Source organism: Bacillus sp. SORGH_AS_0510 (assembly GCF_030818775.1).
In the GTDB taxonomy this organism is placed as follows: domain Bacteria; phylum Bacillota; class Bacilli; order Bacillales; family Cytobacillaceae; genus Neobacillus.
In genome coordinates this window covers 3,266,771-3,291,229 of the sequence record NZ_JAUTAU010000001.1, presented here as the reverse complement: position 1 = coordinate 3,291,229, position 24,459 = coordinate 3,266,771, and the positions used below count along the sequence as shown (strand labels likewise).

The window sequence follows — 24,459 nt, the reverse complement described above, 5'->3', positions numbered from 1 at the left end:
CCGAATTGACCTGCTTCTTTTTGTGTCCATTTAATAAACTGTAAAACTGATTACAGTTTTTAACATTAATTTTTCAATGTTTGTTCATAATCTGTTCATAATTAGCTTGTATGCTAGATGTTAGGATATTTGGCACAAATCTCATATACTAAAATCAATTAATTTATGTCATAATACGTTTCTAGTAAAGGAAGGTGTAAAAATGAATAAGATTCTGCACAGAAGTCAAAGTATTTTCAACAAATATATTGGCTTTTTCTTTTTAACAGTAATATTCCTTTGGGTTAAAACATATATAGTTCAATTAACACAGTTTCATTTAGGAATAGAAAACTCCTTGCAAAAGTTTCTATTATTCATGAATCCATTGGGTTCATCATTGATATTTTTAGGTTTTTCATTCTTTCTTAAAGGAAGAAAGAAGTATATTGGATTAGTAGTTATTGAGTTTCTTATGTCGTTTCTCTTATATGCCAATGTATTATTCTACCGATTCTTTAACGACTTTATTACACTTCCAACGTTAACACAGACCCAAAATTTTGGGGATGTAAGTGGAAGTGTTGTTACGCTTTTAAGACCATATGACTTTCTATTTTTTATCGATACACTTATTTTAATAGGATTGCTTGTTTCCCGTGTAATTAAAATTGAAATGAAAGATATGAATCGCAGGAAAGCATCCGTTCTTTTTTCCTTATCATTAGCCATTTCATGTGCCAATTTATCATTGGCAGAAGTTGATCGCCCTCAGTTATTAACAAGAGGATTTGACCGTAATTACATCGTCAAATATTTAGGTATGTACAATTATACGATTTATGATGCAGTTAAAAGCACAAAAGCTTCTGCACAAAGAGCGATGGCAAGCAGTGATGACGTAACGGAAGTCATTAACTATACAAAATCAAATTATGCAGCACCGAACCCTAAGTACTTTGGTGCTGGAAAAGGGATGAACGTCATTTACTTGCATCTTGAATCGATGCAGAACTTCCTTATTAATTACAAGTTAAACGGGGAAGAAGTCACACCATTCCTAAATTCAATGGTAAACGAAGAAAATACCATGTATTTTGATAACTTTTACCATCAAACTGGACAAGGTAAAACATCTGATGCCGAATTTATGTTAGAAAACTCATTATTTGGTTTACCGCAAGGGTCAGCATATACAACTAAAGGTTTAAATACGTACCAAGCAGCACCGGCAATTTTAGGTCAACAAGGCTATACATCAGCTGTGTTCCATGGAAATTCAGGAAGCTTTTGGAACCGAAATGAGATTTATAAATCCTTCGGCTACAACAAATTTTTTGATGCAGATTATTATGATTTGAAATCTCAGGATCTAGCAGAATATGGATTAATGGATAAGCCATTCTTTAATCAATCGATTCCATTATTAGAAACACTACCACAGCCGTTCTATACAAAATTTATTACAGTATCAAATCATTATCCGTACCCAATTCCTGCAAAGGATGCGACAATTGCACCAGCAACAACAGGTGATTCATCAGTGGATACTTACTTCCAAACGGCTCGTTATGCTGATGAAGCTATGAAGCAGTTTGTTGATTACTTGAAGCAAACTGGCTTGTACGATCATTCTATTATTATTATGTATGGAGATCATTATGGTATTTCGCAAAACCATAATAAAGCAATGAAGCAAATAATGGGTAAAGAAATTACTCCTTTCGAAGGCTCTGGATTGCAACGTGTACCATTATTTATCCATGTTCCAGGCATGCAGGGCGGAGTGAACCATGAATATGGCGGTCAAATTGACCTTCTTCCAACTCTACTTCATCTTTTAGGCATTGATTCAAAAGAGTATGTACAATTTGGTACAGACCTATTATCTGAACAGCACGATGATCTTATCCCATTCCGAAATGGAGACTTTGTAAGTCCAACGATCACTTCTGTAGACGGTAAGTTCTATGATTCAAAAACAGGTTTGAAATTGGGCAAGAATCAACTGGAAGAGGCAAAAAACTATCAGAAGTCAGTCATGCAAAAATTAGCCCTATCAGATAAAGTGGTAAACGGAGATTTATTACGTTTCTATACGCCAGATAATTTCACACCGGTAGACCGCTCAAAATATGACTACAAAAAAGCGGACAATTCAACAACCGAAAAATAAATTCAAAAAGACTGCCTAAGAATTTCTTGGGCAGTCTTTTTTATGCATTAATTCAATTACTTTTCCTAAAGCTAAACAAGAGAAAATGTCAATGATAAGGGTGAAAGCGGATGGGAAGGGTTTGGGGTATATATAAAACTGACTGGATCAATATTTTTAGAGTTCCAACCGTTGTGTTATTAATTTTCGCTCTAATGGTATTACCATCCGCTTATGCTTGGTTTAATATCAAGTCTATGTGGGATCCATACAGTAACACTTCCGGCATTAAAGTCGCTGTTACGAACGGAGATGTAGGAGCTGAACTAAATGGTAAGAGGATCAATGTTGGAGATGAAATTATCCATACCTTAAAAGAAAATCATAAGCTTGGCTGGATATTTGTAAACGAGGGTCAGGCGGTGAGAGGAGTACGAAGCGGAAAATATTATGCATATTTAATTATTCCCAAGGACTTCTCCAAAAAGTTAACGAGTATTTTAGAAATAAACCCACAAAAGCCTAAAATTGAGTTCGGAGTAAATGAAAAAATTAATGCGGTTGCCCCTAAAATTGCGAGCTCGGGCGCCTCAAGTGTGACATCGCAAATTAGTCAAGCTTTTATTAAGTCGGTAGGTGATGCGATTTTTTCGGGATTTTTCAAGGTAGGGGTGGAATTGGAGAAAAATTTGCCATCCATTCAAAAAGTGGAAAATCAGATCTTTGAGCTTGAAAAGGCATTACCACAGATTCATGAATTGGGAGCGAAAGCAATAGAACTTGAAGGGGAATTGCCGGAATTACACGAGAAAGGGCAGAAAGTGATTGAACTGGAACAAAGAATCCCAGAGATTCAAAAAGCAGGGGAAAGTATATTAAAGGTTGAAAGTGCTTTACCTCGCATTCATGAAGCTGGTGACAAGATTGTAGCTCTTCAAGGGAAGATGACAGATTTAAAAGGGGCCTCTTCTATTATTTCGGATGTTTTAACGAATATTTCGGATATCGAGAAAAAAGTACAGGAGGCAATTGCAAGTGCACAGGAGTCGGATCAGGTTAATACAGATGAAAATCAGGAAGCGTTAAGGAAGTTTCAAGCTGAATTAGAAAAAATTCATGCAACAGTGCAAGAAATTCATTTAGGGCTTAAACAAAAAGTAACCTCGGTGGAAAATGATATGGCCACTGCTTCTAACTTTATTAGTAATGAGTTGCCTGTTGTTGAACAAAAAGTACATAAAGCAGCTGATTTTGTAAGGACCGACTTGCCGAAATTGGAGGATGATATTAGAAAAGCAGCAAATCTTGTTCGTACAAAACTTCCTGAAGTGGAAAAGATGATTCACAAAGCAGCCGATTTTGCTAGAAATGATCTTCCAGGATTTGAGTCACAAATTAAAAATGCAGCAAATAAGATTCGACAATTCGAGAGAAGTGTGAATATTAATGATCTGATTGAACTTTTAAAGCATGATCCTGAGAAAGAAAGCAGCTTCCTTTCTAATCCCATACTATTAGAGACAAAAAGGATCTTTCCAATCCCTAATTATGGTTCAGCTATGTCACCTTTTTATACGATGCTGGCACTTTGGGTTGGAGCGACACTACTTATAGCCTCCCTTAGAGTAGATGTAGAAAATCCTAATGGTGACTATCGTGGTTATCAGATGTATTTAGGGAGACTCCTGACTTTTTTGACCATTGGAATATTTCAGGCTGCCATTGTCTCTTTAGGAGATTTGTTTTTAATTCACGCGTATGTAGTTGATAAGCTTTGGTTTGTATTGTTAAGCATTCTTGTAAGCATGGTATTTATCATCATCACGTATACTTTATGTTCTGTGTTTGGCAATATTGGAAAAGGGTTAGCAATCATTTTCTTGGTCTTGCAAATCTCGAGTTCCGGTGCAACTTTTCCAGTAAGTACGACATCATCTTTTTTTCAAGCATTGAATCCTTTTATGCCATTCACTTACGCGGTAAGCATGCTTCGTGAGACGGTTGGAGGAATGGTAAGAGAGGTGGTTATAAGGGATATTATGTACTTATTGGCTTTTGCAACAGCAAGTTTCCTTTTAGCCCTTGTCTTAAAAAAGCCTTTAGAGAACAGGATTGAACGAACAGCACAAAAGGCAAGAGCCACGAAAATTATTCCTTAAAGAAAGAGCAGCCTAGTAAGCTGCTCTTTCTTTAATCACTCTTTAGAGTTACCGAATAATGGTCTCAAGGGCAACTTCAATCATTTCGTTAAAAGTAGTTTGACGCTCTTGAGAAGTAGTTTGTTCCCCTGTTAGGATATGGTCACTAACTGTTAAAAGAGTTAAGCCTTTTACACCAAATTTAGCTGTTAGGTAATATAGGCCCGCGGCTTCCATTTCTACGGCAAGAACACCGTGTTTACTTAGTTTGCTATACGGGTCTTCCTTTTCAGAATAAAAAATGTCTGACGAAAGAACTGTTCCTACATGTAGATTTAGTCCTTTTTCTTTTCCAAACTCATAAGCGTTTTTTATTAATTTGAAGTCTGCGGTTTGAGGGACAGCATATCCTGGGAAACTATCACGAATTATCATGGAATCGGTTGCAGCAGCTTGTGCGATAATGACATCACGGATTTTTACATCTGATTGAATTGCACCACAGGTACCAATTCGGATAAGGTTTTTTGCACCATATTCTGTGATAAGTTCATGAATGTAAATGGATGCAGAGGGCATACCCATGCCAGTACCTTGAACAGATACACGCTTTCCTTTATATGTACCTGTATATCCTAACATTCCGCGAACATTGTTATAGCAGACCGCATCATCCAAAAATGTTTCTGCAATGTATTTTGCGCGTAATGGATCACCTGGCAGTAAGACAGCTTCAGCGATATCTCCAACCTTTGCTTCAATATGTACACTCATCTCAAAATCCTCCCGTAGACTGTAATAGTATCTAGCTTCATATTTTCAAAATTAGCATACCACATTGTCATATTACAATCTGTTAAAGGGATAACTTCATTTTTGTGAACCAGTTAACAAAATATTCGTTACTGAGATAACTGATTAGAACGCTTTCATTTGGTATAGTAGGAATGCGTTAAATGTTATACCACTTTCTTAAGGTTGGAACTTCTTCTGTTTCACTACACATTGCTTCCAATCGAGTCTTATCTAAAAGGTAAAAATATTTTTCACGAATATCAATTAGACCTTCATTTTGAAAGTCACCCAATGTTTTTGATATGGATTCTCTAGTTACACCCAACATCGAGGCTAATAAAGATTGATTAATTTTAAAATCAATTTTAAAAATTGTGCCACTAGGTTCACCAAAATTATAATAGAGGTCCATGAGCAAATTCGCTGCTTTGGTCCGAACATCATAAAAGGTTAAGTAGCGAACTAAACGGTTGAGCATTCGTGTGCGTTCTACCAAAATCATATAGGCTTTTCTTAATACAGAAGGATATTTATCTACGATCATTAGGAAGTCCTGTTTCGTAATTTGCCAGGCGGACACATTTTCAAGTGCTTCAATAGAGGAAATTCGATGGTTGTCATTAGACAAGGCTTCTACTTCTCCTACGATATCTCCAGGCATGGCTATGCTGAGGACAATTTCCTTTCCTTCATGATTACGATAAATTTTCACCATTCCTGAACGGATGATATAAACATCATCACCTTTATCATTTTCAAACATGAGGACATGGTTCTTTTTAAATTTTCGTTCCTTTAAAAGAGGTAGGATATTTGGTAAATCAACCTCAGGAATATCCGAGAAAATTGTGATTTCTGAGATATTGGTAATCATGAACATACAACCTTTCGGGGTCTTGGTAACAAGATAATAAATGTTATTAGCTAATTATAACACGATTTACATTATTGAACTCGTGTAATCAAAAAGGGGTAAATACGGTTGGAAAAAATTTTAAATGGATTATTTCAGATTAATAAACAACAAACCAGTATACGTACTGAGGTACTTGCTGGATTAACAACGTTTATGACAGTCGCTTATATCATCGCTGTCAACGGAGCGATTTTGAGTAAGGCAGGTATGCCGTATGAGGCTGTCACACTAGTAACAGTAATTAGCTGTTTTTTGGGTTGTATGTTGATGGCATTATGGGCGAATTCACCGTTAGTCCTTATACCGGGTATGGGAGACAATGCATTTTTTGTTTTTACGCTTGTCTTTTCACTTGGGCTATCATGGCAACAAGCACTTGCGGTTGTTTTTATTGCGGGGCTAATCTTTTTCCTTACAACAGTGACCAAAGGAGCGGAGTATCTATCACGCTCCATTCCGAAAACAATGATTCATTCGATGACTTCTGGAATTGGTCTTTTTATCGCTTTTTTAGGATTGAAAAATGGAGGTATTATCGAAGCGAGTGAAGGTACATTTGTACAACTTGGAGACTTGGGAAGTCCGCATACACTTACGACAATCCTTTCATTGGTCATTTTAGTTCCGCTTTTCTTGCGTAATGTGAAAGGGAACTTCTTGATTGGGATTATTGCTGGTACCTTAATTGGTGCAGTACTTGGTATCGTGGATTTCTCTTCTCTTAAGGATTTTAGTTTTTCCTTTAGTGGATACGATCAGATTTTCCTTGCATTTGATTTTAGCCAAATTGGTACGGTCAATTTCTGGACAGCTGTTTTCTCATTGTCAATGGTAATCATCTTTCAAAATATGGGGGCACAGCTTGGGATGCTTCCTGATAAGTCAAAGTTTCAAAAATCTTTTCAGGCAAATGCTTTATCCGTTATGAGTGCAGGATTACTAGGCTGTAGTCCAACGACAACAGCAGCTGAATCGGCTACTGGGATTGCTGCCGGAGGAAAAACAGGTTTAACTTCGTTTACAACTGGATTGTTGTTTTTACCGGCACTTTTTCTAGTTCCACTTTTTAAAGTCATTCCGAACGAAGCGATTGCACCGGTTCTGATTATTGTAGGTTGTTTAATGGTTCAGAGTTTGAAAGAAATACCTTTTAGTGATTTTACAGAAGCCTTTCCAGCTTATTTAATGATGGCAATCATGCCTCTATCTTTTAGTATTGCAAACGGGATTGCATTTGGATTTATCGCCTATCCCATTTTAAAGGTGGTAACAGGTCGAAAGAAGGAAGTCTCCGTTACAATGTACGTGATTGCATTTTTCTTCTTGGTCTATTTTATATTAGGATCACTCTAATAAAACCAGGCAGTTGCCTGGTTTTTTTTTCGACTAGAGCCCGTAGCCGGGATAAATCTGTCATCATGGGAACTAGAGTAAGGGACTAGTGCCCGTAGACTGAATAATTTTGCCATCACGGGAACTAGAGTAAGGGACTAGGGCCCGTAGCCCGGATAATTCCGCCATCATGGGAACTAGTGAGACGGACTAGAGCCCGTAGCCCGGATAATTCCGCCATCATGGGAACTAGTGAGACGGACTAGAGCCCGTAGCCCGGATAATTCCGCCATCATGGGAACTTGTGGAACGGACTAGTGCCCATTGACCGTAATAATAAATAATAATATACATGCATGAAGACTTACTGGTAAAATTTACACAAAAGGATTTTCTCATCTACCTGTTTGAGAGGAGCTTTACTAATGAATAAAAATAAAAATAAAAATTGGTACCGTATGTGGAGAATCTTGTGCTTTGCCTTATCTGTATTAATAAGATTTTACTGGTTCCGGTTATTAAGAAAACCTTTATCCGAGAGAGAAAAGTTATGGGGCAGGATCGGTCAAGAGTTCCGACAAACATTGTTTGAGTTAGAGGGCCTATTAATCAAAGTAGGTCAATTTCTAAGCATACGTGCAGATCTACTTCCCGGAAAATTTGTCGAACAAATTCAAGATTTAGTGGATAATGTACCGGCTTCTCCATGGAAAGAGATAAAGCTAGTCTTGGAAAGGGAGTGGGAGGGGCCGATTGAAGAAAAGCTGCTATCAATTGATACAGCTGCCATAGCATCCGCATCCATAGGGGAAGTGTATCGAGGGAAACTTATAGATGGTACTGATGTTGCAGTAAAGGTGCAGCGGCCGATAATTAGGTCTATCATTCGATCTGATTTTCGCTCACTTTCTATTATTATTTGGTTTGCCCACCATTTTGCACCTGTTCCAAAGGGGTTCATTAACTTTAAAATGTTATTCCAAGAGTTAAAGACAGTCATTGAAAGAGAAGTTGATTTTACGAAAGAGATGGAATCGGTTAACCATTTTAGACAACGGTTTCAATCAATTCCCAATTTGATAATCCCAAAAGTATATTCTCGGCTATGCACCTCACAGGTTTTAGTAATGGATTGGGTTGAAGGTACAAGAATCACAGATGAGGAGTTTTTAGACCGTTACACGATTGATAGAGAAGAATTATCACAACGATTATTTCGGATTTTTATTCCTCAGTGGTTAGAAGCCGGAACATTTCATGCAGACCCACATGCAGGGAACGTACTAGTAAAATCAGATGGGACGATAGTACTTCTTGATTTTGGGATGGTAGGCGAAATTTCGAAAAAAGATGCGGCGAATTTTCAAGAACTTCTACAGGCCATATTAGCAAAGAACTATTCAATGGCTGTAAAAGTATTATCTGATTTAGGGTTCTTACTTCCAGATACGAATCTCAAAACAATTGAACCTGTTTTAAAGGAAGCATTGTCAATTGATTTAAATCAGTTGAAAGAAATGGATCTTTTTCAAGTAAAAAAGGATCTTAACGATATGGTAAAATCACTTCCTATTCAAGTTCCAACTAGGTTTATTTTTTTAGGACGTTCATTTGTAACGATAGAAGGGATGCTACATACGATAAACCCGAATCAAGAGTTCTTGAAAATTGCCAAACCTGGATTTATGGAGTGGCTGAATCAAGGGAACCAAAACAAATGGAAACTAATCGTAAAATGGATTCAGTCACAGCCTATTTTCCGAGTGTTTCACTCCATTAATGAAATGATTGAAATTCCACACAAACTTCTTGCATTAAAGGAAACAGAGAAAAAAAAGGAATTCCAATTTCAAATCTATGAAAATCAAAAGAAACAGTTAGCATATCTAGGTATGCTTGGAGTTGCTGGCAGCTTTACAGGATTTTATATTGATAATCCTTTGACGTGGAAAGGGTCATTTTGTGTAACTGGTGTTTCTCTGCTGTTTTACATAGTATGCAGTCTGCAACAAAGAAAATGGTTAAAGAAATTAAACTAGTCAAATTATTGACAGAAATGAATTAAATATGATATTTAAATATTGGGTTAGCACTCTATGTTTCAGAGTGCTAAAAATAGATGTTGCTGTGAAAACGCAAAAATAAAGGAGAGGTCTTAATGGAAACAAAACAGTTTAAAGCAGAATCCAAACGATTATTAGACATGATGATCAACTCCATCTATACTCATCGTGAAATTTTCTTACGAGAGTTAATTTCTAATGCCAGTGATGCGATTGATAAAATCTATTACAAGGCCTTAACTGACGAGACATTAAGTTTTGACCAAGATAATTACTTTATTAAAGTGGTTGCAAATAAAGAAAACCGTACGTTGAGAATTATCGACACTGGTATTGGTATGACAAAGGAAGAGTTGGAAAATAACCTTGGAACAATTGCAAAGAGTGGATCTTTAGCATTTAAAAGAGAGAATGAATTAAAAGACGGTTACGACATTATCGGGCAATTTGGTGTCGGGTTTTATGCTGCATTCATGGTTGCAGATGTAGTGACTGTTATTAGTAAAGCTTTAGGAAGCGATGAAGCATATAAGTGGGAATCTGAGGGTGCCGAGGGCTATACTATTGAGCCGGTTACAAAGGATTCAGTAGGAACTGAAATTATTTTAAAAATTAAAGATAATACAGAAGATGAAAGCTATGATGAGTATTTAGAAGAATACCGCCTCAAGACAATTATCAAAAAATACTCAGATTTTATTCGCTATCCAATTAAAATGGATATCACCGGAAGAAGGCTGAAAGAAGGCAGTGATTCGGAATACGAGGACTATCAAGAAGAACAAATCATCAATAGTATGGTTCCTATTTGGAGAAAGAATAAAAGTGAATTAACAGATGAAGACTATCAAAATTTTTATGCGGAAAAGCGCTATGGCTTTGATAAACCGATTAAACATGTTCATATAAGTGTTGACGGAACAATCCGTTATAATGCGATTTTATATATCCCAGAAAAAATTCCTTTTGACTTTTACTCTAAGGAATTTGAGAAAGGTCTAGAGCTGTATTCGAACGGTGTATTAATCATGGATAAGTGTGCCGACCTGCTTCCAGACTATTTCAGTTTCGTAAAAGGGATGGTTGATTCAGAAGATTTATCACTTAATATTTCTAGAGAAATGCTGCAGCATGATCGTCAGTTGAAGCTGATCGCTAAAAATATTAACAAAAAGATTAAAAGCGAATTACAGAGCCTCTTGAAAAATGAACGAGAAAAGTATGAAGAATTCTATAATTCCTTTGGACGCCAATTAAAATATGGTGTATATAGTGACTTTGGCGCCAATAAAGAAGTATTACAGGATTTGTTAATGTTCTACTCTTCCAAAGAAAAGGATTTGATTACTTTAGAAGAATACGTTTCAAAAATGCCTGAGGAACAAAAGTACATTTACTATGCAGCAGGAGAATCAGTTGAGAGATTAGAAAAACTGCCACAGACTGAATTTGTTACTGAAAAAGGGTATGATATCTTATTCTTTACTGAAGATATTGATGAATTCGCTATCAAGATGATCATGTCTTATAAAGAAAAAGAATTTAAATCCATCTCAAGTGGGGATCTTGGTCTTGAAGGGGAAGAAACGAAGGAAGATTCCGAAGTACAGGATAACGAGCACCAAGAACTTTTAGAATATATGAAAAATATACTAGCTGGAAAAGTGAAGGATGTAAGAGTTTCTAAGAGACTAAAGTCCCATCCTGTTTGCCTGGCATCTGAGGGTGAAATCTCCATCGAAATGGAAAAAATCCTTGCTGCAATGCCAGATAATCAAAATATCAAAGCAGAAAAAGTACTAGAAATTAATAAGAATCATGAAGTATTCCAATCATTAAAAGATGCTTTTGAGAATGACAAAGGAAAGGTAGACCTCTATACAAAGTTATTATTCAATCAAGCATTATTAATTGAAGGATTACCAATTCAGGATCCAGTTGAATTTACAAATGATATTTGTAAAATTATGGTGTTGAATTAAGGGATAACAAAAAGGATCTGTCAGGCTGGGAGCCGCAGATCCTTTTTGTTATTTAATGACCAATTTCAGCATCATCAACATGCTTAATATGTGAACTATTCATTAAGATAAATATAACAGAAATGAAAACAAACCCTGCTCCAACGATGAATGGAAGACTTGGATTATAAATCTCCGCCAATTTCCCTGCTGTAAATGGAGCAATCGCTCCGCCGATAAAGCGAAGGAAGCTATAAGCAGCAGAAGCAGTTGATCGTTCAACCGGAGCTGCGTTCATTACAGCTGTTGTAATCAACGTGTTGTTATTTCCAAGGAAAGCACCTGCTAAAATAACAGCACCAATCACTACCCATTGTGTAGAGGTCCAAACGCCCATGGCAACAAGTAGCAAAGCGAAAAGCGTTAGCATTGCGCACATTGATTTGATCGTACCAAACCACTGTTGAAGCTTTGGCGCCATGAACACGGAAGTAATCGCCAATAATATGCCCCATCCAAGGAATACATAACCTAAACCATGCTCATCTAACCCCATAACAAATGGAGCATAAGCTAATAAAGTAAAAAAGCCAAAATTATATAGTGCTGCAGCAATACCGAAAATTAATAATGATCGGTGCTTTAAAGCTCGGAATGGGTCTAATAATGAAGTTTTATTTTGTACATTTGTTGCTTTAGTCCCTTTTGGCATGAGGAGCATCAGGCCGATAAAAGCAATAACCATAAGTGACGCAACACCAAGGAAAGGGCCTCTCCAGGACATGGCGCCCAGCCAGCCTCCAAGTAATGGTCCGACAGAGATTCCAAGACCAATGGCAGCTTCGTATAAAATAATCGCTTGTGCCGTCCCGCTATTTGAAAGCGAAACAATGGCAGCTAATGCGGTTGCAACGAACAAGGCATTACCAAGTCCCCAGCCTCCACGTAAACCAACAAGTGTCCAAATCCCATTGGAGAATCCGCCAAGCGCAGAAAATACAGCGATAATTACAATACCAGATAACAGAGTCCATTTTATCCCCAGTCTGGATGAAATCATTCCGGTGATAAGCATGGCAACTGCCATAACAGCATTATAGCTAGTGAACAATAACGTTACTTGACTATGTGAAGCATGAAGTTGCTCCGCTATCGCTGGTAAAATAGGATCTACCAGTCCAAGCCCCATAAAGGCTATAATACACGCAAAAAAAACGGCCCACACCGCTTTTGGTTGCGCTAATAAGCCTCCCTTTGCAGCAGATGGGTCAGGTACTTGTGGTGGTACAGAAACAGATTTTGTTGAAGATGACATGCACATTTCTCCTTTTTATATATTTTCTCCCTATGTCCTTGTGTTTTATAAATAACTAATTGATTTCCTTGTTTTTCAATTAGTTGTATTATGAAAGTACATGATTGTATTATACAACTATTTTACACTTCGTCAATAGTGTTTACTCTAGAAAGGTGGTCATTCGTTATAATTAAATATTTAATATGTTATCATATAGGAAGAAGAAAATTGTTTATTGTGGGGTTAATATAATGTATGAACAATCTTTGGAAACGATTGAACTGGAATTAGCCATATTAATTCGCCGTTCAACATCTGTCTCCAGTAATAAAAAACTAGGTAACCTGGATCGCTCTGCCTATTTATTGATGCGACGAATTGCAAATAGAGGAGCTGCAGGGGTAAAAGTACTAGCTGGTGAGTTTCAATTGGACATTTCCACCATCAGCAGACAAGCAGCTGCTTTAGAACAAAAAGGTTATTTGTACCGTATTCCTGACCCGCTAGACGGCAGGGCCTATTCACTGCAAATCACAGAGATTGGAAATAGGGTGTATAAAGAGCACAAACAGGCACGCTTAGAGAGATTAGAAGAGCTTATCAATGATTGGTCTGAAGAGGAACGTGAAATTTTTGGCCAGCTATTAAAAAAATTCAACCAATCGTTCTATTAGATAAAAAATAGGCTGTCAAAATGTGACAGCCTTAATTTGTTTCAACAAGATGGGCAAACTGTTCAATGGTGGTCGAGTAGGAGATACGGACACGATGCATTAACAGCAGTTCATCCGGCTCTTCTTTTTCAATGAATAGACCTGGCTTTGTGGTTGTGGCAAATTTGTAGTATTTTTTAGTTTCCTCTACTACCTGTTGATTAAAGTGACCATATGGGTAGGCAATAGCAATAACTGGTTTTCCCGTTATTTGTTCGATTTTTTCCTTAGAAGTTTTTAGTTCTTCCTCAAAATTTGTAATTTTAGGAAGATCAGCGTGTGACATCGTATGGGATTGAACAGAGAAAATACCTGAAGCCACCATTTCTTTAATATCTTCCGAAGTTAATTGATAGGAGCCACTATCAATGTAACCGGCAATAGTATATTCTGTCGCAGTGGGATGGAATGTCGCATCCTTTAGACGCTGTAAAATATGGAAGGCATTTAGATTGTTTTTCATCCCATCATCAAATGTGACAAAAATCGGCTTGTTTACTTTATTGATTTTTTCCCATTTCTCAAAAGTGAGAAGCGTATAGCCTTGATCCTTTAAATATTGCATCTGTGCTTCGAAATTGGAAGGCGTTACAAACAGCTCTTTTAAGCCCTCCCCCTTAAAATCATCAATCGCATGATACATAAGAATGGGAACATGCTGTTGAAAGGTTACAGTTGATTTAGCCAGAAGCTCCTCCGTACCCGTTTCTCTTTTTCCGTAGACCTCAATTTGATATTCTCCACGTTTTCCAGATAATTCTGTTGACCCAAAAGTAAGCGAGAATCCATTCTCTTTATCGGAAGAAGGAAATATTTTACCACTCTTAACACCATCAGCTGTTCTCCAAATATAATAACTAACCTCTGAAATATCTGAAGGTAAGTTGGTTGTTGTTAAAACAGCACTACCAGAGTTAGATGTAACTGGACTAATAGATAGTACAACCTTGGATTTGAATAATGGAGTTTCTTTCAATTTAGGTGAAACTTTGCTAGATTGCATTTCTATCTTTGGCGAAATGGACCTTTTTTCATTTATACTGGCATTCGCCGTCTTCAAACTACATCCAGTTTGCAGCAGTAAAGCAGCAAAGAGTGCTAAATAAAGTACCTTCTGCATGTCATCCATCCTTGTATATAGTAATCTCGCAGAATATCATAGCACTTACTTGTTTTTTAGAAAAGATACTTAATGAATTTTCTAATTCAATTATTTGTAAAAAAAATTTACTAATTATTGAGATTACTATAAATAGTAAAATAATAGTTAAAATGGAGACAAAAACAGGGTGTAACTGTTATTATTTTGGTGTACCAAATGGTCTAATATAGAAATTTATTTGTTTTTAAAAGGGTGGGAGACAAATGACAGCGGACAAGATAAGAGTAGAACAAGACTTTCTAGGGAAAAAGGACATACCTGCCGATGCTTATTATGGGATCCAAACGTTAAGAGCAGTAGAAAACTTTCCTATTACGGGATACCGCATTCATGAAGAACTTATTAAAGCGCTTGCAATGGTAAAAAAAGCAGCAGCGATTGCAAATATGAATACAAAGCGGTTGTATAGTGGTTTAGGGGAAGCAATTAGTCAAGCAGCAAATGAAATCATCGATGGTAAATGGAATGACCAGTTTATCGTAGACCCAATTCAAGGTGGGGCAGGAACATCGATGAATATGAATGCAAATGAAGTGATTGCCAATCGGGCTCTTGAGCTTCTTGGTCATCAAAAGGGTGCATATAACCACTTAAGTCCAAATACACATGTAAACATGTCCCAATCGACAAATGATGTATTTCCTACTGCTATTCATATAGCAACTCTAAGAATGCTGGATAAATTGCTCGATACGACGAAAGAAATGCAAAAGGTGTTCAAGTTAAAGGCGAAACAGTTTGAAAATGTAATTAAAATGGGCCGTACTCATCTTCAAGATGCCGTCCCAATCCGCTTAGGACAAGAATTTGAGGCATACAGCAGGGTGCTTGAAAGAGATATTAAACGAATCGAGCATTCAAAGATACATTTATTTGAGGTGAACATGGGGGCAACTGCTGTTGGTACTGGATTAAATGCGGACCCTAAATACATCGAAGACGTGGTTATTCAGCTCGCAAAAATCAGTGGATTACCATTAGTCAATGCTGAACATTTAGTGGATGCTACGCAAAATACCGATGCGTATACAGAAGTTTCAGCGGCATTAAAGGTATGTATGATGAATATGTCTAAAATAGCTAATGATCTTCGCTTAATGGCATCAGGTCCACGTGCTGGACTTGCAGAAATTTCTCTTCCGGCACGTCAACCAGGGTCTTCCATTATGCCAGGGAAGGTAAACCCAGTTATGCCAGAGCTTATTAACCAAATTGCCTTCCAAGTTATTGGTAATGACCATACAATTTGTTTAGCTTCTGAAGCAGGACAACTCGAACTAAATGTCATGGAACCTGTATTGGTATTTAATCTGCTCCAATCCATTAGCATTATGAACAATGGATTTGCTTCCTTTACGGAGCATTGTCTAAAAGGAATTGAAGCGAATGAAGCCCGTATGAAAGAATACGTAGAAAAGAGTGTCGGGATTATAACAGCTGTTAATCCTCACTTAGGATATGAAATAGCAGCACGTATTGCTCGTGAAGCCGTTCTAAGTGGTAAATCTGTTCGTGAGCTTTGCTTACAACATGATGTGCTAACAGAAGAAGAGCTTGACCTGATTTTGGATATATATGAAATGACCAAGCCTGGTATTGCAGGGGCGGAATTGTTAGAGAGAGACTAATGATTAATATAATGAAAAACCCAAAGAAAATTTTCTTTGGGTTTTCATTTTTAATTGATAAGAAAGAAAATTCGACTTTGAGAATTGTCGAGCTCCAGCGCCTAGTCAGTTTTCACCCTGAATACTCTACATTGAGTAGCTTGTAACAATCATGGCTTGATATAGCGATGATTGTTACAGCTCGGGTCAAATAACCTTCGGCAAGTAAAGTCAAAGAGCGACTTTTCTTGCCGAAGAACATTTGCCTGTCGGGGCTGACCAAGGCGCTTGCGCTTTTCTATTAGGCATAATTATTTTTTTTGATCCTTTTTAGCCATTTTTACCTCGCCTAATGAGCGTAATATTTGGGTATGCATGCTTCCTTCCGCGATATGGTCCAGGAAAAAAGGACCGATTAGCTCCAAATACTCTTCATCTTCAAACAATTTTTTGCTTTGCAGTTCCATTTCAGCTAATCCATCATAGGTAGATAGCAGGGCATAGGTGTGGTCATCTCCAGAAACGGGTGTTAAAATCTCTACATGATGGCTGTAGTTTTCGTTTCTAAATTTTTTGAGCTCCCTTAAATTATCAATTCCTTCTTTAAATTTATCTTGTTTAATAATAAATGTTTGATAAACAAAAACGGACATAAAAAACACCCCTAGAATAATTTTTCCTAGGGATTAGACTTCCTCAAAACTGGAAAATTATACAGGTTTACAAAGACAACAAATAAATAACTCCGATTAAACTAATAATAGAGAGACTAAGAAAAACCCACCCAGTTTTTGGTTTCGGTTGTTTAAGATAAGATGCTACCCCTAAAATAAGAAAAATGAGCATTAGAACAAAGAAAAGAAGAAATAAGATTTTTGACATGATTTATTCCCCCTTTTAATACGTACTTGACTAAAGAACAGAAACGTTAGAAACCCTTAATATTATCGTATTTATGATGAGCACTTTTATTTCCATATTTTTTTTCTATTAAAAAAGAAATTATCTATCGAAAAGATGATGGTAAAATAAAAATAAATTGGAATAGAATAGAAGAATGAGTGAAACCTATTCTTCTTGATGAGCGTCAAATAGTATATTGATAGAGATTAGTGGTAGCTTTAAGAATAAAAGGGAAAAGATGGGGGATCATGGGAAAACTCACAAGGGTTATTTCAATTTTATTGGCAGGAAGTTTTGTGTTGTTGGCAGGGTGTGCAGACCAGCCTGTAAAAGAAACAAAGGCATCTGAACAGCCAAAGGTCGAAAAAGAGAAAAAAGTAGAAAAGAAACAGGAAGAGGAAAAACCGGTTTTTGTAAATATTATTGACCCGACAACAAAAGCCATAATCAAAACGTTAAATCCAAAGGAATTAGGCTTTGGCATGAACGACGAAATGTATAAAACAAAGATTAATAAGATGGCTCGAGAATTAGCTAGAGGAAATGAAACAACCCCTGGATACGATAAAAGAATGATTCTTGACAAGTTGGATGAAAACGGCCAAGTCATCAAAGGGACTCCACAAACAATTCTCGACGAAAACGAATTAACAGATAAAGTATTCCAGGCATCTGTAAAAGGTGGAGATGTGGAAATACCTTTATATGTGACAGCAAGTGGATATAAAATGGAAGATGCATCCCATTTAGGAGAAGCGCTAGTTGCATCCTATACTACTCATTTTAACAGTGCAGTTGTAGGTAGAACAAAAAATATTGCATTATCTGCTGCTGCGGTTAACAATGTGATCCTGGGAGAAGGGGATTCATTCTCGTTTAATACCACCGTTGGCCCAAGTGATGCTGCTCACGGTTTTCAAAACGCACCTGAAGTAGTTGAGGGTAAACTTGTGGATGGTGTAGGCGGAGGGATCTGCCAGACTTCGTCAACACTATTCAACGCCATTGACAAAATAGGTGTCAGCTATATCGAAAAGAATCACCATTCTCTAGAGGTAGGATATGTTCCAAAAGGAAGAGATGCAACAGTGTCCTACGGAGGAAAAGATTTTCGATTCAAAAATACATCAGGTGCCCCTGTCTTACTTAAAGCAATTGTTAAAAAAGGATCATTGACCATTGAGGTTAGGACAGCAAAAGCCTATCTAGAATTAATTAAGAAAAGTATGTAAATAAAAAATAAAAAGCCCTATTGAAAAAACGGGGCTTTTTGTGTTTTGGTTATTATCTCATATCTTCCCAATCAGTATAATGGCCGCTTCCCTGGCAACCAGGACATTCGTACGAATTATAGTAGGCATATTCATTATAAGGATATACAGTATAACCACGGCCTTGACAGTCAGGACATTTGCCAAGTTCTTTCATGGTGGAAACATGATTTTGATACTTTGTTTCTCTCCACTGATTAAATGAGTTAAGAAGTCCCATTATTTTCACCTCATCTTTTTTTATATTATGATGAAAAAATGGGAATGTTATGCAGTATTTCTTTGTTATTTATTCTCTAATCTTAATTTCTTCATGCGATATTGCAAGCTTTGGCGGCTCAAGCCAAGTGCCTTAGCTGCTCTTGAAATATTAAAATCATGTTTATTTAAAACGTGCTCAATATAGGTCTTTTCAAATAATTCCATTTGGTCTTTTAATGGTATAGTGATCTCTGAATCTTCCTCAATGAATGTTTCAACGGTGGCTAAGGGCATCATTCTTTCTTTCAGCTGCATCTTACTGCGATATTGGTAAGGTAAATGGGAGTACATAATGACTTCCTCATCCATCATAACATTCATGGCCGCTTCAACAATATGCTCAAGCTCCCGGATATTGCCGTGCCAATCATATTCCGTGAAAGACAATTGGACTTCATCTGATAAGCCCTTGACATTCATTTGAAAGCGTTCATTATATTTCTCTATAAAGTGTTCCACTAGTAACGGAATATCTTCTTTGCGGTCTTTAAGGGGAGGGACAAATATTGTTACTACACCAAGCCGGTAATATAAGTCTTTTCGAAGACGGTTGTTTGCAATCGCGTCAATTGGGTCCTCGTTCATGTTTGCTATGACCCTAACATCAATTGGTGTATCCTTTGTATCTCCTATTCTCCTAATCGTTTTTTCTTGTAAGACGCGAAGTAATTTTGCTTGCAGGTTTAAATTTAATGAATTGATTTCGTCCAGTAACAATGTTCCTCCATTTGCCTGTTCAAATAGTCCAGGGGTATCGATTGCACCTGTGAAAGCTCCTCGCTTTGTACCGAAAAGGAGACTTTCGATTAAATTATCAGGTAATGCAGCACAATTTTGAGAAATAAATGGAGCAGATAAACGGTTACTAGCATTATGGATACTTTGAGCAAAAAGCTCTTTCCCCGTACCAGTGTCACCTACAATTAATACATAGGAGGAGGTCCGAGTCGCCCGTTTTGCTGATTCCTTAACCTCTAAGATAGCTGGACTAGTGCCAATAATATTCTCAAATGTATATCTGGTTGATCCCTTACTCATATTTCCTTTTATCAGCCGTTCAAGTTTCGTTACATCATTCGCAATCTCCACTGCACCTTGCAGGCTCTCCTCTTTATAGATAGGGATAGTATTATTAATAGTAGTAATTTCGCGGCCCTTGTTATTAAAATAGGTTTGTTTTACGTTACTAGTTTTTTTCCCTTCTTGAAGGGCCTTTACAAGTGTACTAGACTGGTCATCCTTGAACATAAAGACATCTAGCAGGTTTTTATCCATAACGTCATGAAAATCCATTGATTCCATTTGCATCATTTTTTTATTATAGATAATGGTTTTCCCTGTCTCGTCAACTGCATGAACCCCTACATCCACCTCATCTAAAATTCGTTTATACATACTTGTTAAATAGAGTAAATAATTTTTCGATTGATCCATGATGGTTTATACCCCTTGTTTAAAACTGTATTCATCAATTTAATCAAAAAAAACGAGATAATGCAAAATAATTTTGCGGTATTTAACTAAAATAGTAAATTGGTTGCAAAAATATATGGCACTTTATTCTTAGAAACGTTATCAGTATGCAGAATTATTATTGGCATGAAACTTGCATAATAGATTTACATACAAAGAAGGGGGAATAAAAATGGCTGAAGTTACAACAAAAACAACAAAAATCATTGAACAAACAAATAGATTTGGTGCTAATAACTACCATCCACTTCCAATTGTGATTGCAAAAGCAGAAGGAGTATGGGTGGAAAGTCCTGAAGGAAACCGTTATATGGATATGTTAAGTGCATATTCAGCAGTCAACCAAGGGCATCGACATCCAAAAATTATTCAAGCATTGAAGGACCAGGCAGACAAAGTAACGCTAACCTCTCGAGCCTTTCATAATGATCAACTTGGCCCTTGGTACGAAAAAATCTGTAAGTTAACAAATAAAGATATGGCACTGCCAATGAACACTGGTGCCGAGGCTGTTGAAACCGCGTTAAAAGCCGCAAGACGCTGGGGGTATGATGTAAAAGGAATTGCTGAAAATCAGGCGGAAATTATTGCATGTGTTGGGAATTTTCATGGACGTACAATGGGGGCAGTATCGTTATCGTCTGATCCAGAATATAAACGTGGCTTTGGTCCGATGCTTCCTGGCATTACATTAATTCCATATGGTGACCTTGAAGCATTAAGAGCGGCCATTACACCTAATACTGCAGCATTCTTAATGGAACCTATCCAAGGTGAGGCAGGAATCATCTTACCTCCTGAAGGATTTTTAAAACAAGCATCCGAATTGTGTAAAGAGCAAAATGTCTTGTTCATTGCAGACGAAATTCAAGTAGGCTTGGCACGCACTGGTAAAATGTTTGCCTGCGACTGGGAAGAAGTAGAACCTGATATGTTGATTTTAGGAAAAGCACTTGGGGGTGGAGTCTTCCCTATTTCCTGTGTTGTAGCTAACTCTGACGTGTTGGGTGTATTCAATCCAGGATCACACGGATCGACTTTCGGTGGGAACCCGTTAGCATGCGCTGTTTCAATTGCTGCACTAGATGTAATTGAAGAAGAAAAATTAGCTGAACGCTCGCTTGAATTAGGGGAGTATTTCCTTGAACAATTAAAAGCAATCAAAAATCCTGTGATTAATGAAATTCGTGGAAGAGGCTTGTTTATCGGTGTTGAACTTACAGAGGCTGCTAGACCCTATTGCGAGGATTTAAAAGAAACTGGTTTGCTATGTAAAGAAACACATGATACAGTAATACGCTTTGCACCTCCATTAATTATCACTAAAGAAGAAATTGATTGGGCAATCGAAAAAATCAAGAACGTGCTATCTTAATTTTATTTAAAAGAATGCTCTTTCCACTTTTGTGGAAAGAGCATTTTTGCATTTTATGTGCAAATTATTTTACGATAATGCCAAAAATTTTGGCATCTATGTTCAAGGAATGCTCACAAGTAAAGGATTCCTATTTTGGCATAGAAATTGCAAATGTATTTGATTAGAATAGTAAAAATATTATAAAAGTTACTATTTTACGAAAATGGGTAATGGATTAATTGTAAGCGTTCTTATAGCCAGAAGGGGGAAAGTTTATGAATTTACAAGAAAACAATGCGACAAATGAATTACAGAGAACGATGAAGACCCGGCATTTATTTATGATTTCTCTAGGAGGGGTAATTGGGTCAGGTCTTTTCCTCGGATCGGGTTACACGATAAGCCAGGCAGGTCCAGCAGGTGCCATTCTTTCATACATAGTTGGCGGTATTATCATGTTCTTGACCATGCTTTGTTTAGGTGAATTATCTGTTGCCATGCCTGTTTCTGGATCATTCCAAACTTATACGACAAAATTCATTGGACCAGGAACCGGATTTGCACTAGGATGGCTATACTGGTTAGGTTGGTCGGTAACGGTAGCTCTAGAGTTATTATCAGCAGGACAGTTAATGCAAAGATGGTTTCCAGAGTCTCCTGTATGGATTTGGTGTGCAATTTTTGCGGTAGTTTTATTTTCACTTAATGCATTATCAGCACGCGCGTTTGGAGAGACTGAATTTTGGTTCTCAAGCATCAAAATTTTTGCCATTTTAGCTTTCATTGTTCTTGGTGGAGCTGCTACTTTTGGTTTGATTGACATGGAAGGCGGAAAGCCTGCTCCATTTTTCTCTAATTTTACAGCACATGGTCTTTTGCCACATGGAATTACAGCTTTAATTATCACAATGATTGCCGTGAATTTTTCATTCCAAGGCACAGAACTTATCGGGATCGCTGCTGGTGAGAGCGAAGAGCCAGAGAAAACGATACCGAAATCCATTAAACAAACCGTATGGCGAACACTATTTTTCTTCGTTTTAGCTATTTTTGTTTTATCAAGCTTAATCCCTATGAATCAGGCTGGGGTAGTTGAAAGTCCATTTGTTGTTGTTTTTGATAGTATCGGTATTCCTTATGCTGCAGACATTATGAATTTTGTTATCCTTACAGCATTATTATCTGTAGCCAACTCTGGTTTGTATGCTGCAACAAGGATGTTATATGCGATGTCAAAAGAAAAGATGACGAGCCCTGTCCTTGCAAAGGTTAATAAAAGAGGTGTGCCGTTTAATGCTCTAGTCTTAACTATTGGAATTGCATTATTATCATTGCTTTCTGGATTTTTTGCAGAAGAAACAGTCTTCGTTTGGTTGCTTTCTGTTGCGGGCTTAGGTGCTCAAGTAGGCTGGATTTCTATTACAGCTTCCCAAATCGCCTTTCGAAGAAAATTTATTCGAGAGGGAGGAAAAGTGGAGGATCTCAAATTTAGAACACCACTTTACCCACTGCTTCCTATAATTGCCTTAACCCTAAACTGTATTGTTTTAGGAAGTTTAGCGTTTGATTCTGAACAAAGATTGGCCTTATATTTAGGAGTTCCATTTGTAGTAGCATGTTATCTTATCTATCATTTTAAAATTAAAAAGAACCGAGAAGTGGATAATGTATTGGAGCAAGAATTACAACTTCAAGATAATAAAAAAATGGTAATTTAACAATGGTAAAAACGTTTGGAAACTTCCAAGCGTTTTTATTTTGGATAAATGGTTTGGACACATCGAATAATAGGATAGGGGTGATTTATTATGGGAAAATGGAACGAGCAAGCTGCACCAAATAATAATCTGCCACCAAAGACCATCAAGCCTTGGGAAGTAATGGGGCAAAATACTGCACATGAATTTTCTGAGGAATTATCTGATGGTGGTGAACGGGATCAATTCATTCAGAGACAAAAAAATAACCCGAAGCTGAAATAAATAGAAAAGTGACGATTAGAATTCGTCACTTTTTTTTTCGTTCTATACTTTACAAAATGTTTTAGACGTTGTAGAATTTCTATGTACCTAATAAAACTAGGTAGGTGATAAGATGTTTAATCGTGAATTGGTCAAAGGCAGTACGTCGTTAATTCTGCTCCAATTATTGAATGAGCGTGATATGTACGGTTATGAGTTGGTGAAAGAGCTCGAACAGCGAAGTGATAATGGTCTAAGTGTAAAAGAAGGCACTTTATATCCAGCCCTTCACAAGCTTGAAAAACAAGATTATATTGAATGTTATTGGGTGGAACAGGAAAAAGGACCGGCTCGGAAGTATTATCGGATTACAAAAGCTGGCAAGGAACTATTAAGTGAAAAAAACCCGTGAATGGCAAGATTTTGTTCAAGTAATGAACAAAGTAATAGGGAGATCAAAGCATGGAACGGCCGAAGAATAGGTTTCTTAAAGAACTGGCAAAGGGATTAGGAAATCATAGAGATAAGAAAAATATCTTGTTGGAATATGAAACACACATTGATGAAATCGTCCTCGAATCATTACAAATGGATGACGAGGAACTGTTAGACCATTTGACTGTAAGACTGGGTAGCCCTGAAGAGATTGCTGAATTATGGAAGGAAGAACTTTCGGTTACGCCAAGTAATATGAAATGGCTGTTTATTTTATTAAATATCCTTTTTTTTGGGGGAGGAAGCATATTAACGTTAGCCCATAATCTTTATGATTGGGTTTGGTTAACAAAGATTTGGGACCACTTAACCTCTATTCCATCCTTAATTGCCTTCTTGTACTTGTTTTTTTGGGCATTACTTGGATACGAAATTGGAAAGGGTTTTGGGCACAGGGGAAGAACACTCTTAAGGAAGACGTTCTTATTATCGCTCATTCCTAACCTATTATTGATGATCTTAACAATTTTTCACATTATTCCACATTCATGGTTCGCTCCATTGTTAACAAAAACATTTATTATTGCTTGTATCATTCTTACAATTATTCTTTACCCAATCAGCTGGCTTGGTTACAGGTGGGGGAAGAAAGCATCGATATAAGCAGTTTTTTTTACCTA

19 protein-coding genes and 1 pseudogene are annotated in these 24,459 nt (G+C 37.0%); 13 read left to right on the top strand and 7 right to left on the bottom strand.

The window, feature by feature from the left end; translation table 11 throughout:
- The first annotated feature begins 202 nt into the window (after positions 1 to 202).
- Positions 203 to 2,155, top strand: a complete 1,953-nt coding sequence (gene ltaS / locus QE429_RS16825) for a lipoteichoic acid synthase (protein ID WP_307288548.1) — start codon at positions 203 to 205, stop codon at positions 2,153 to 2,155.
- Positions 2,156 to 2,265: 110 nt separating this feature from the next.
- Positions 2,266 to 4,293: a YhgE/Pip domain-containing protein gene (locus QE429_RS16820; RefSeq protein ID WP_307288547.1), complete on the top strand. Its 2,028-nt coding sequence runs from the start codon at positions 2,266 to 2,268 to the stop codon at positions 4,291 to 4,293.
- Positions 4,294 to 4,341: 48 nt separating this feature from the next.
- Here QE429_RS16820 and deoD read toward each other — a convergent pair whose 3' ends face one another.
- Positions 4,342 to 5,046 (bottom strand): purine-nucleoside phosphorylase, encoded by a 705-nt coding sequence (gene deoD / locus QE429_RS16815; RefSeq protein ID WP_307288545.1) that lies wholly within the window; start codon positions 5,044 to 5,046, stop codon positions 4,342 to 4,344.
- Between the two features lie 178 nt (positions 5,047 to 5,224).
- Positions 5,225 to 5,941 (bottom strand): Crp/Fnr family transcriptional regulator, encoded by a 717-nt coding sequence (locus QE429_RS16810; protein WP_307288544.1) that lies wholly within the window; start codon positions 5,939 to 5,941, stop codon positions 5,225 to 5,227.
- 108 nt (positions 5,942 to 6,049) lie between these two features.
- Here QE429_RS16810 and QE429_RS16805 point away from each other — a divergent pair, with 108 nt between their 5' ends.
- The 3 genes from QE429_RS16805 (at position 6,050) to htpG (ending at position 11,360) form a co-directional block, all read left to right on the top strand.
- A complete protein-coding gene (locus QE429_RS16805) occupies positions 6,050 to 7,336 on the top strand; it encodes an NCS2 family permease (protein WP_307288543.1) in 1,287 nt (428 codons plus the stop codon).
- 404 nt (positions 7,337 to 7,740) lie between these two features.
- Positions 7,741 to 9,354 (top strand): ABC1 kinase family protein, encoded by a 1,614-nt coding sequence (locus QE429_RS16800; RefSeq protein ID WP_307288541.1) that lies wholly within the window; start codon positions 7,741 to 7,743, stop codon positions 9,352 to 9,354.
- A gap of 119 nt (positions 9,355 to 9,473) precedes the next feature.
- Entirely contained in the window at positions 9,474 to 11,360 is a 1,887-nt protein-coding gene (gene htpG / locus QE429_RS16795; RefSeq protein WP_307288539.1) for a molecular chaperone HtpG, read from the top strand.
- 52 nt (positions 11,361 to 11,412) lie between these two features.
- Here htpG and QE429_RS16790 read toward each other — a convergent pair whose 3' ends face one another.
- A complete protein-coding gene (locus tag QE429_RS16790; protein ID WP_307288537.1) occupies positions 11,413 to 12,654 on the bottom strand; it encodes an MFS transporter in 1,242 nt (413 codons plus the stop codon).
- A gap of 233 nt (positions 12,655 to 12,887) precedes the next feature.
- Between QE429_RS16790 and QE429_RS16785 the strand changes: the two genes are divergently transcribed.
- A complete protein-coding gene (locus tag QE429_RS16785; RefSeq protein WP_307288535.1) occupies positions 12,888 to 13,310 on the top strand; it encodes a MarR family winged helix-turn-helix transcriptional regulator in 423 nt (140 codons plus the stop codon).
- A gap of 31 nt (positions 13,311 to 13,341) precedes the next feature.
- On the opposite strand, the gene QE429_RS16780 is transcribed toward QE429_RS16785, so the two are convergent.
- A complete protein-coding gene (locus tag QE429_RS16780) occupies positions 13,342 to 14,469 on the bottom strand; it encodes a polysaccharide deacetylase family protein (RefSeq protein ID WP_307288533.1) in 1,128 nt (375 codons plus the stop codon).
- A 245-nt stretch (positions 14,470 to 14,714) separates the two neighbouring features.
- On the opposite strand from QE429_RS16780, the gene aspA reads away from it, so the two are divergent.
- Positions 14,715 to 16,139: an aspartate ammonia-lyase gene (gene aspA / locus QE429_RS16775; RefSeq protein WP_307288532.1), complete on the top strand. Its 1,425-nt coding sequence runs from the start codon at positions 14,715 to 14,717 to the stop codon at positions 16,137 to 16,139.
- 290 nt (positions 16,140 to 16,429) lie between these two features.
- Here aspA and QE429_RS16770 read toward each other — a convergent pair whose 3' ends face one another.
- A complete protein-coding gene (locus QE429_RS16770) occupies positions 16,430 to 16,771 on the bottom strand; it encodes a hypothetical protein (protein ID WP_307288531.1) in 342 nt (113 codons plus the stop codon).
- A 498-nt stretch (positions 16,772 to 17,269) separates the two neighbouring features.
- On the opposite strand from QE429_RS16770, the gene QE429_RS16765 reads away from it, so the two are divergent.
- Complete coding sequence (locus tag QE429_RS16765) at positions 17,270 to 18,253, top strand: VanW family protein (RefSeq protein ID WP_307288530.1); 984 nt, start codon at positions 17,270 to 17,272, stop codon at positions 18,251 to 18,253.
- Between the two features lie 52 nt (positions 18,254 to 18,305).
- Here QE429_RS16765 and QE429_RS16760 read toward each other — a convergent pair whose 3' ends face one another.
- Together QE429_RS16760 and QE429_RS16755 are read right to left on the bottom strand one after the other, a co-directional pair.
- The gene (locus QE429_RS16760) at positions 18,306 to 18,512 is read right to left on the bottom strand and encodes a methionine aminopeptidase (RefSeq protein WP_307288528.1); all 207 of its coding nucleotides are present in this window, start codon (positions 18,510 to 18,512) and stop codon (positions 18,306 to 18,308) included.
- A gap of 65 nt (positions 18,513 to 18,577) precedes the next feature.
- Entirely contained in the window at positions 18,578 to 19,987 is a 1,410-nt protein-coding gene (locus QE429_RS16755; RefSeq protein ID WP_307288526.1) for a sigma-54 interaction domain-containing protein, read from the bottom strand.
- Between the two features lie 211 nt (positions 19,988 to 20,198).
- Between QE429_RS16755 and QE429_RS16750 the strand changes: the two genes are divergently transcribed.
- The 5 genes and pseudogenes from QE429_RS16750 to QE429_RS16730 all read left to right on the top strand — a co-directional run bounded on the left by QE429_RS16750 (position 20,199) and on the right by QE429_RS16730 (position 24,442).
- A complete protein-coding gene (locus QE429_RS16750) occupies positions 20,199 to 21,401 on the top strand; it encodes an ornithine--oxo-acid transaminase (RefSeq protein WP_307288525.1) in 1,203 nt (400 codons plus the stop codon).
- A gap of 257 nt (positions 21,402 to 21,658) precedes the next feature.
- A complete protein-coding gene (locus QE429_RS16745) occupies positions 21,659 to 23,101 on the top strand; it encodes an amino acid permease (protein WP_307288524.1) in 1,443 nt (480 codons plus the stop codon).
- 90 nt (positions 23,102 to 23,191) lie between these two features.
- Positions 23,192 to 23,365, top strand: coding sequence for a hypothetical protein (locus QE429_RS16740; protein ID WP_307288522.1), 174 nt, complete (start codon positions 23,192 to 23,194; stop codon positions 23,363 to 23,365).
- Between the two features lie 112 nt (positions 23,366 to 23,477).
- A pseudogene (locus QE429_RS16735) lies at positions 23,478 to 23,826 on the top strand (PadR family transcriptional regulator).
- Positions 23,807 to 24,442 (top strand): HAAS signaling domain-containing protein, encoded by a 636-nt coding sequence (locus tag QE429_RS16730; protein WP_307288520.1) that lies wholly within the window; start codon positions 23,807 to 23,809, stop codon positions 24,440 to 24,442. The pseudogene QE429_RS16735 and the gene QE429_RS16730 overlap by 20 nt, the downstream one beginning before the upstream one ends.
- Positions 24,443 to 24,459: the final 17 nt, after the last annotated feature.

Coding starts and splice junctions, on each gene's coding strand:
- QE429_RS16790 (WP_307288537.1), bottom strand. CDS start 12,654: ATGTCATCTTCAACAAAATCTGTTTCTGTACCACCACAAGTACCTGAC.
- htpG (WP_307288539.1), top strand. CDS start 9,474: ATGGAAACAAAACAGTTTAAAGCAGAATCCAAACGATTATTAGACATG.
- QE429_RS16770 (WP_307288531.1), bottom strand. CDS start 16,771: ATGTCCGTTTTTGTTTATCAAACATTTATTATTAAACAAGATAAATTT.
- QE429_RS16785 (WP_307288535.1), top strand. CDS start 12,888: ATGTATGAACAATCTTTGGAAACGATTGAACTGGAATTAGCCATATTA.
- QE429_RS16740 (WP_307288522.1), top strand. CDS start 23,192: ATGGGAAAATGGAACGAGCAAGCTGCACCAAATAATAATCTGCCACCA.
- QE429_RS16765 (WP_307288530.1), top strand. CDS start 17,270: ATGGGAAAACTCACAAGGGTTATTTCAATTTTATTGGCAGGAAGTTTT.
- ltaS (WP_307288548.1), top strand. CDS start 203: ATGAATAAGATTCTGCACAGAAGTCAAAGTATTTTCAACAAATATATT.
- QE429_RS16800 (WP_307288541.1), top strand. CDS start 7,741: ATGAATAAAAATAAAAATAAAAATTGGTACCGTATGTGGAGAATCTTG.
- aspA (WP_307288532.1), top strand. CDS start 14,715: ATGACAGCGGACAAGATAAGAGTAGAACAAGACTTTCTAGGGAAAAAG.
- QE429_RS16755 (WP_307288526.1), bottom strand. CDS start 19,987: ATGGATCAATCGAAAAATTATTTACTCTATTTAACAAGTATGTATAAA.
- QE429_RS16820 (WP_307288547.1), top strand. CDS start 2,266: ATGGGAAGGGTTTGGGGTATATATAAAACTGACTGGATCAATATTTTT.
- QE429_RS16760 (WP_307288528.1), bottom strand. CDS start 18,512: ATGGGACTTCTTAACTCATTTAATCAGTGGAGAGAAACAAAGTATCAA.
- QE429_RS16750 (WP_307288525.1), top strand. CDS start 20,199: ATGGCTGAAGTTACAACAAAAACAACAAAAATCATTGAACAAACAAAT.
- QE429_RS16780 (WP_307288533.1), bottom strand. CDS start 14,469: ATGCAGAAGGTACTTTATTTAGCACTCTTTGCTGCTTTACTGCTGCAA.
- QE429_RS16745 (WP_307288524.1), top strand. CDS start 21,659: ATGAATTTACAAGAAAACAATGCGACAAATGAATTACAGAGAACGATG.
- deoD (WP_307288545.1), bottom strand. CDS start 5,046: ATGAGTGTACATATTGAAGCAAAGGTTGGAGATATCGCTGAAGCTGTC.
- QE429_RS16810 (WP_307288544.1), bottom strand. CDS start 5,941: ATGATTACCAATATCTCAGAAATCACAATTTTCTCGGATATTCCTGAG.
- QE429_RS16730 (WP_307288520.1), top strand. CDS start 23,807: ATGGAACGGCCGAAGAATAGGTTTCTTAAAGAACTGGCAAAGGGATTA.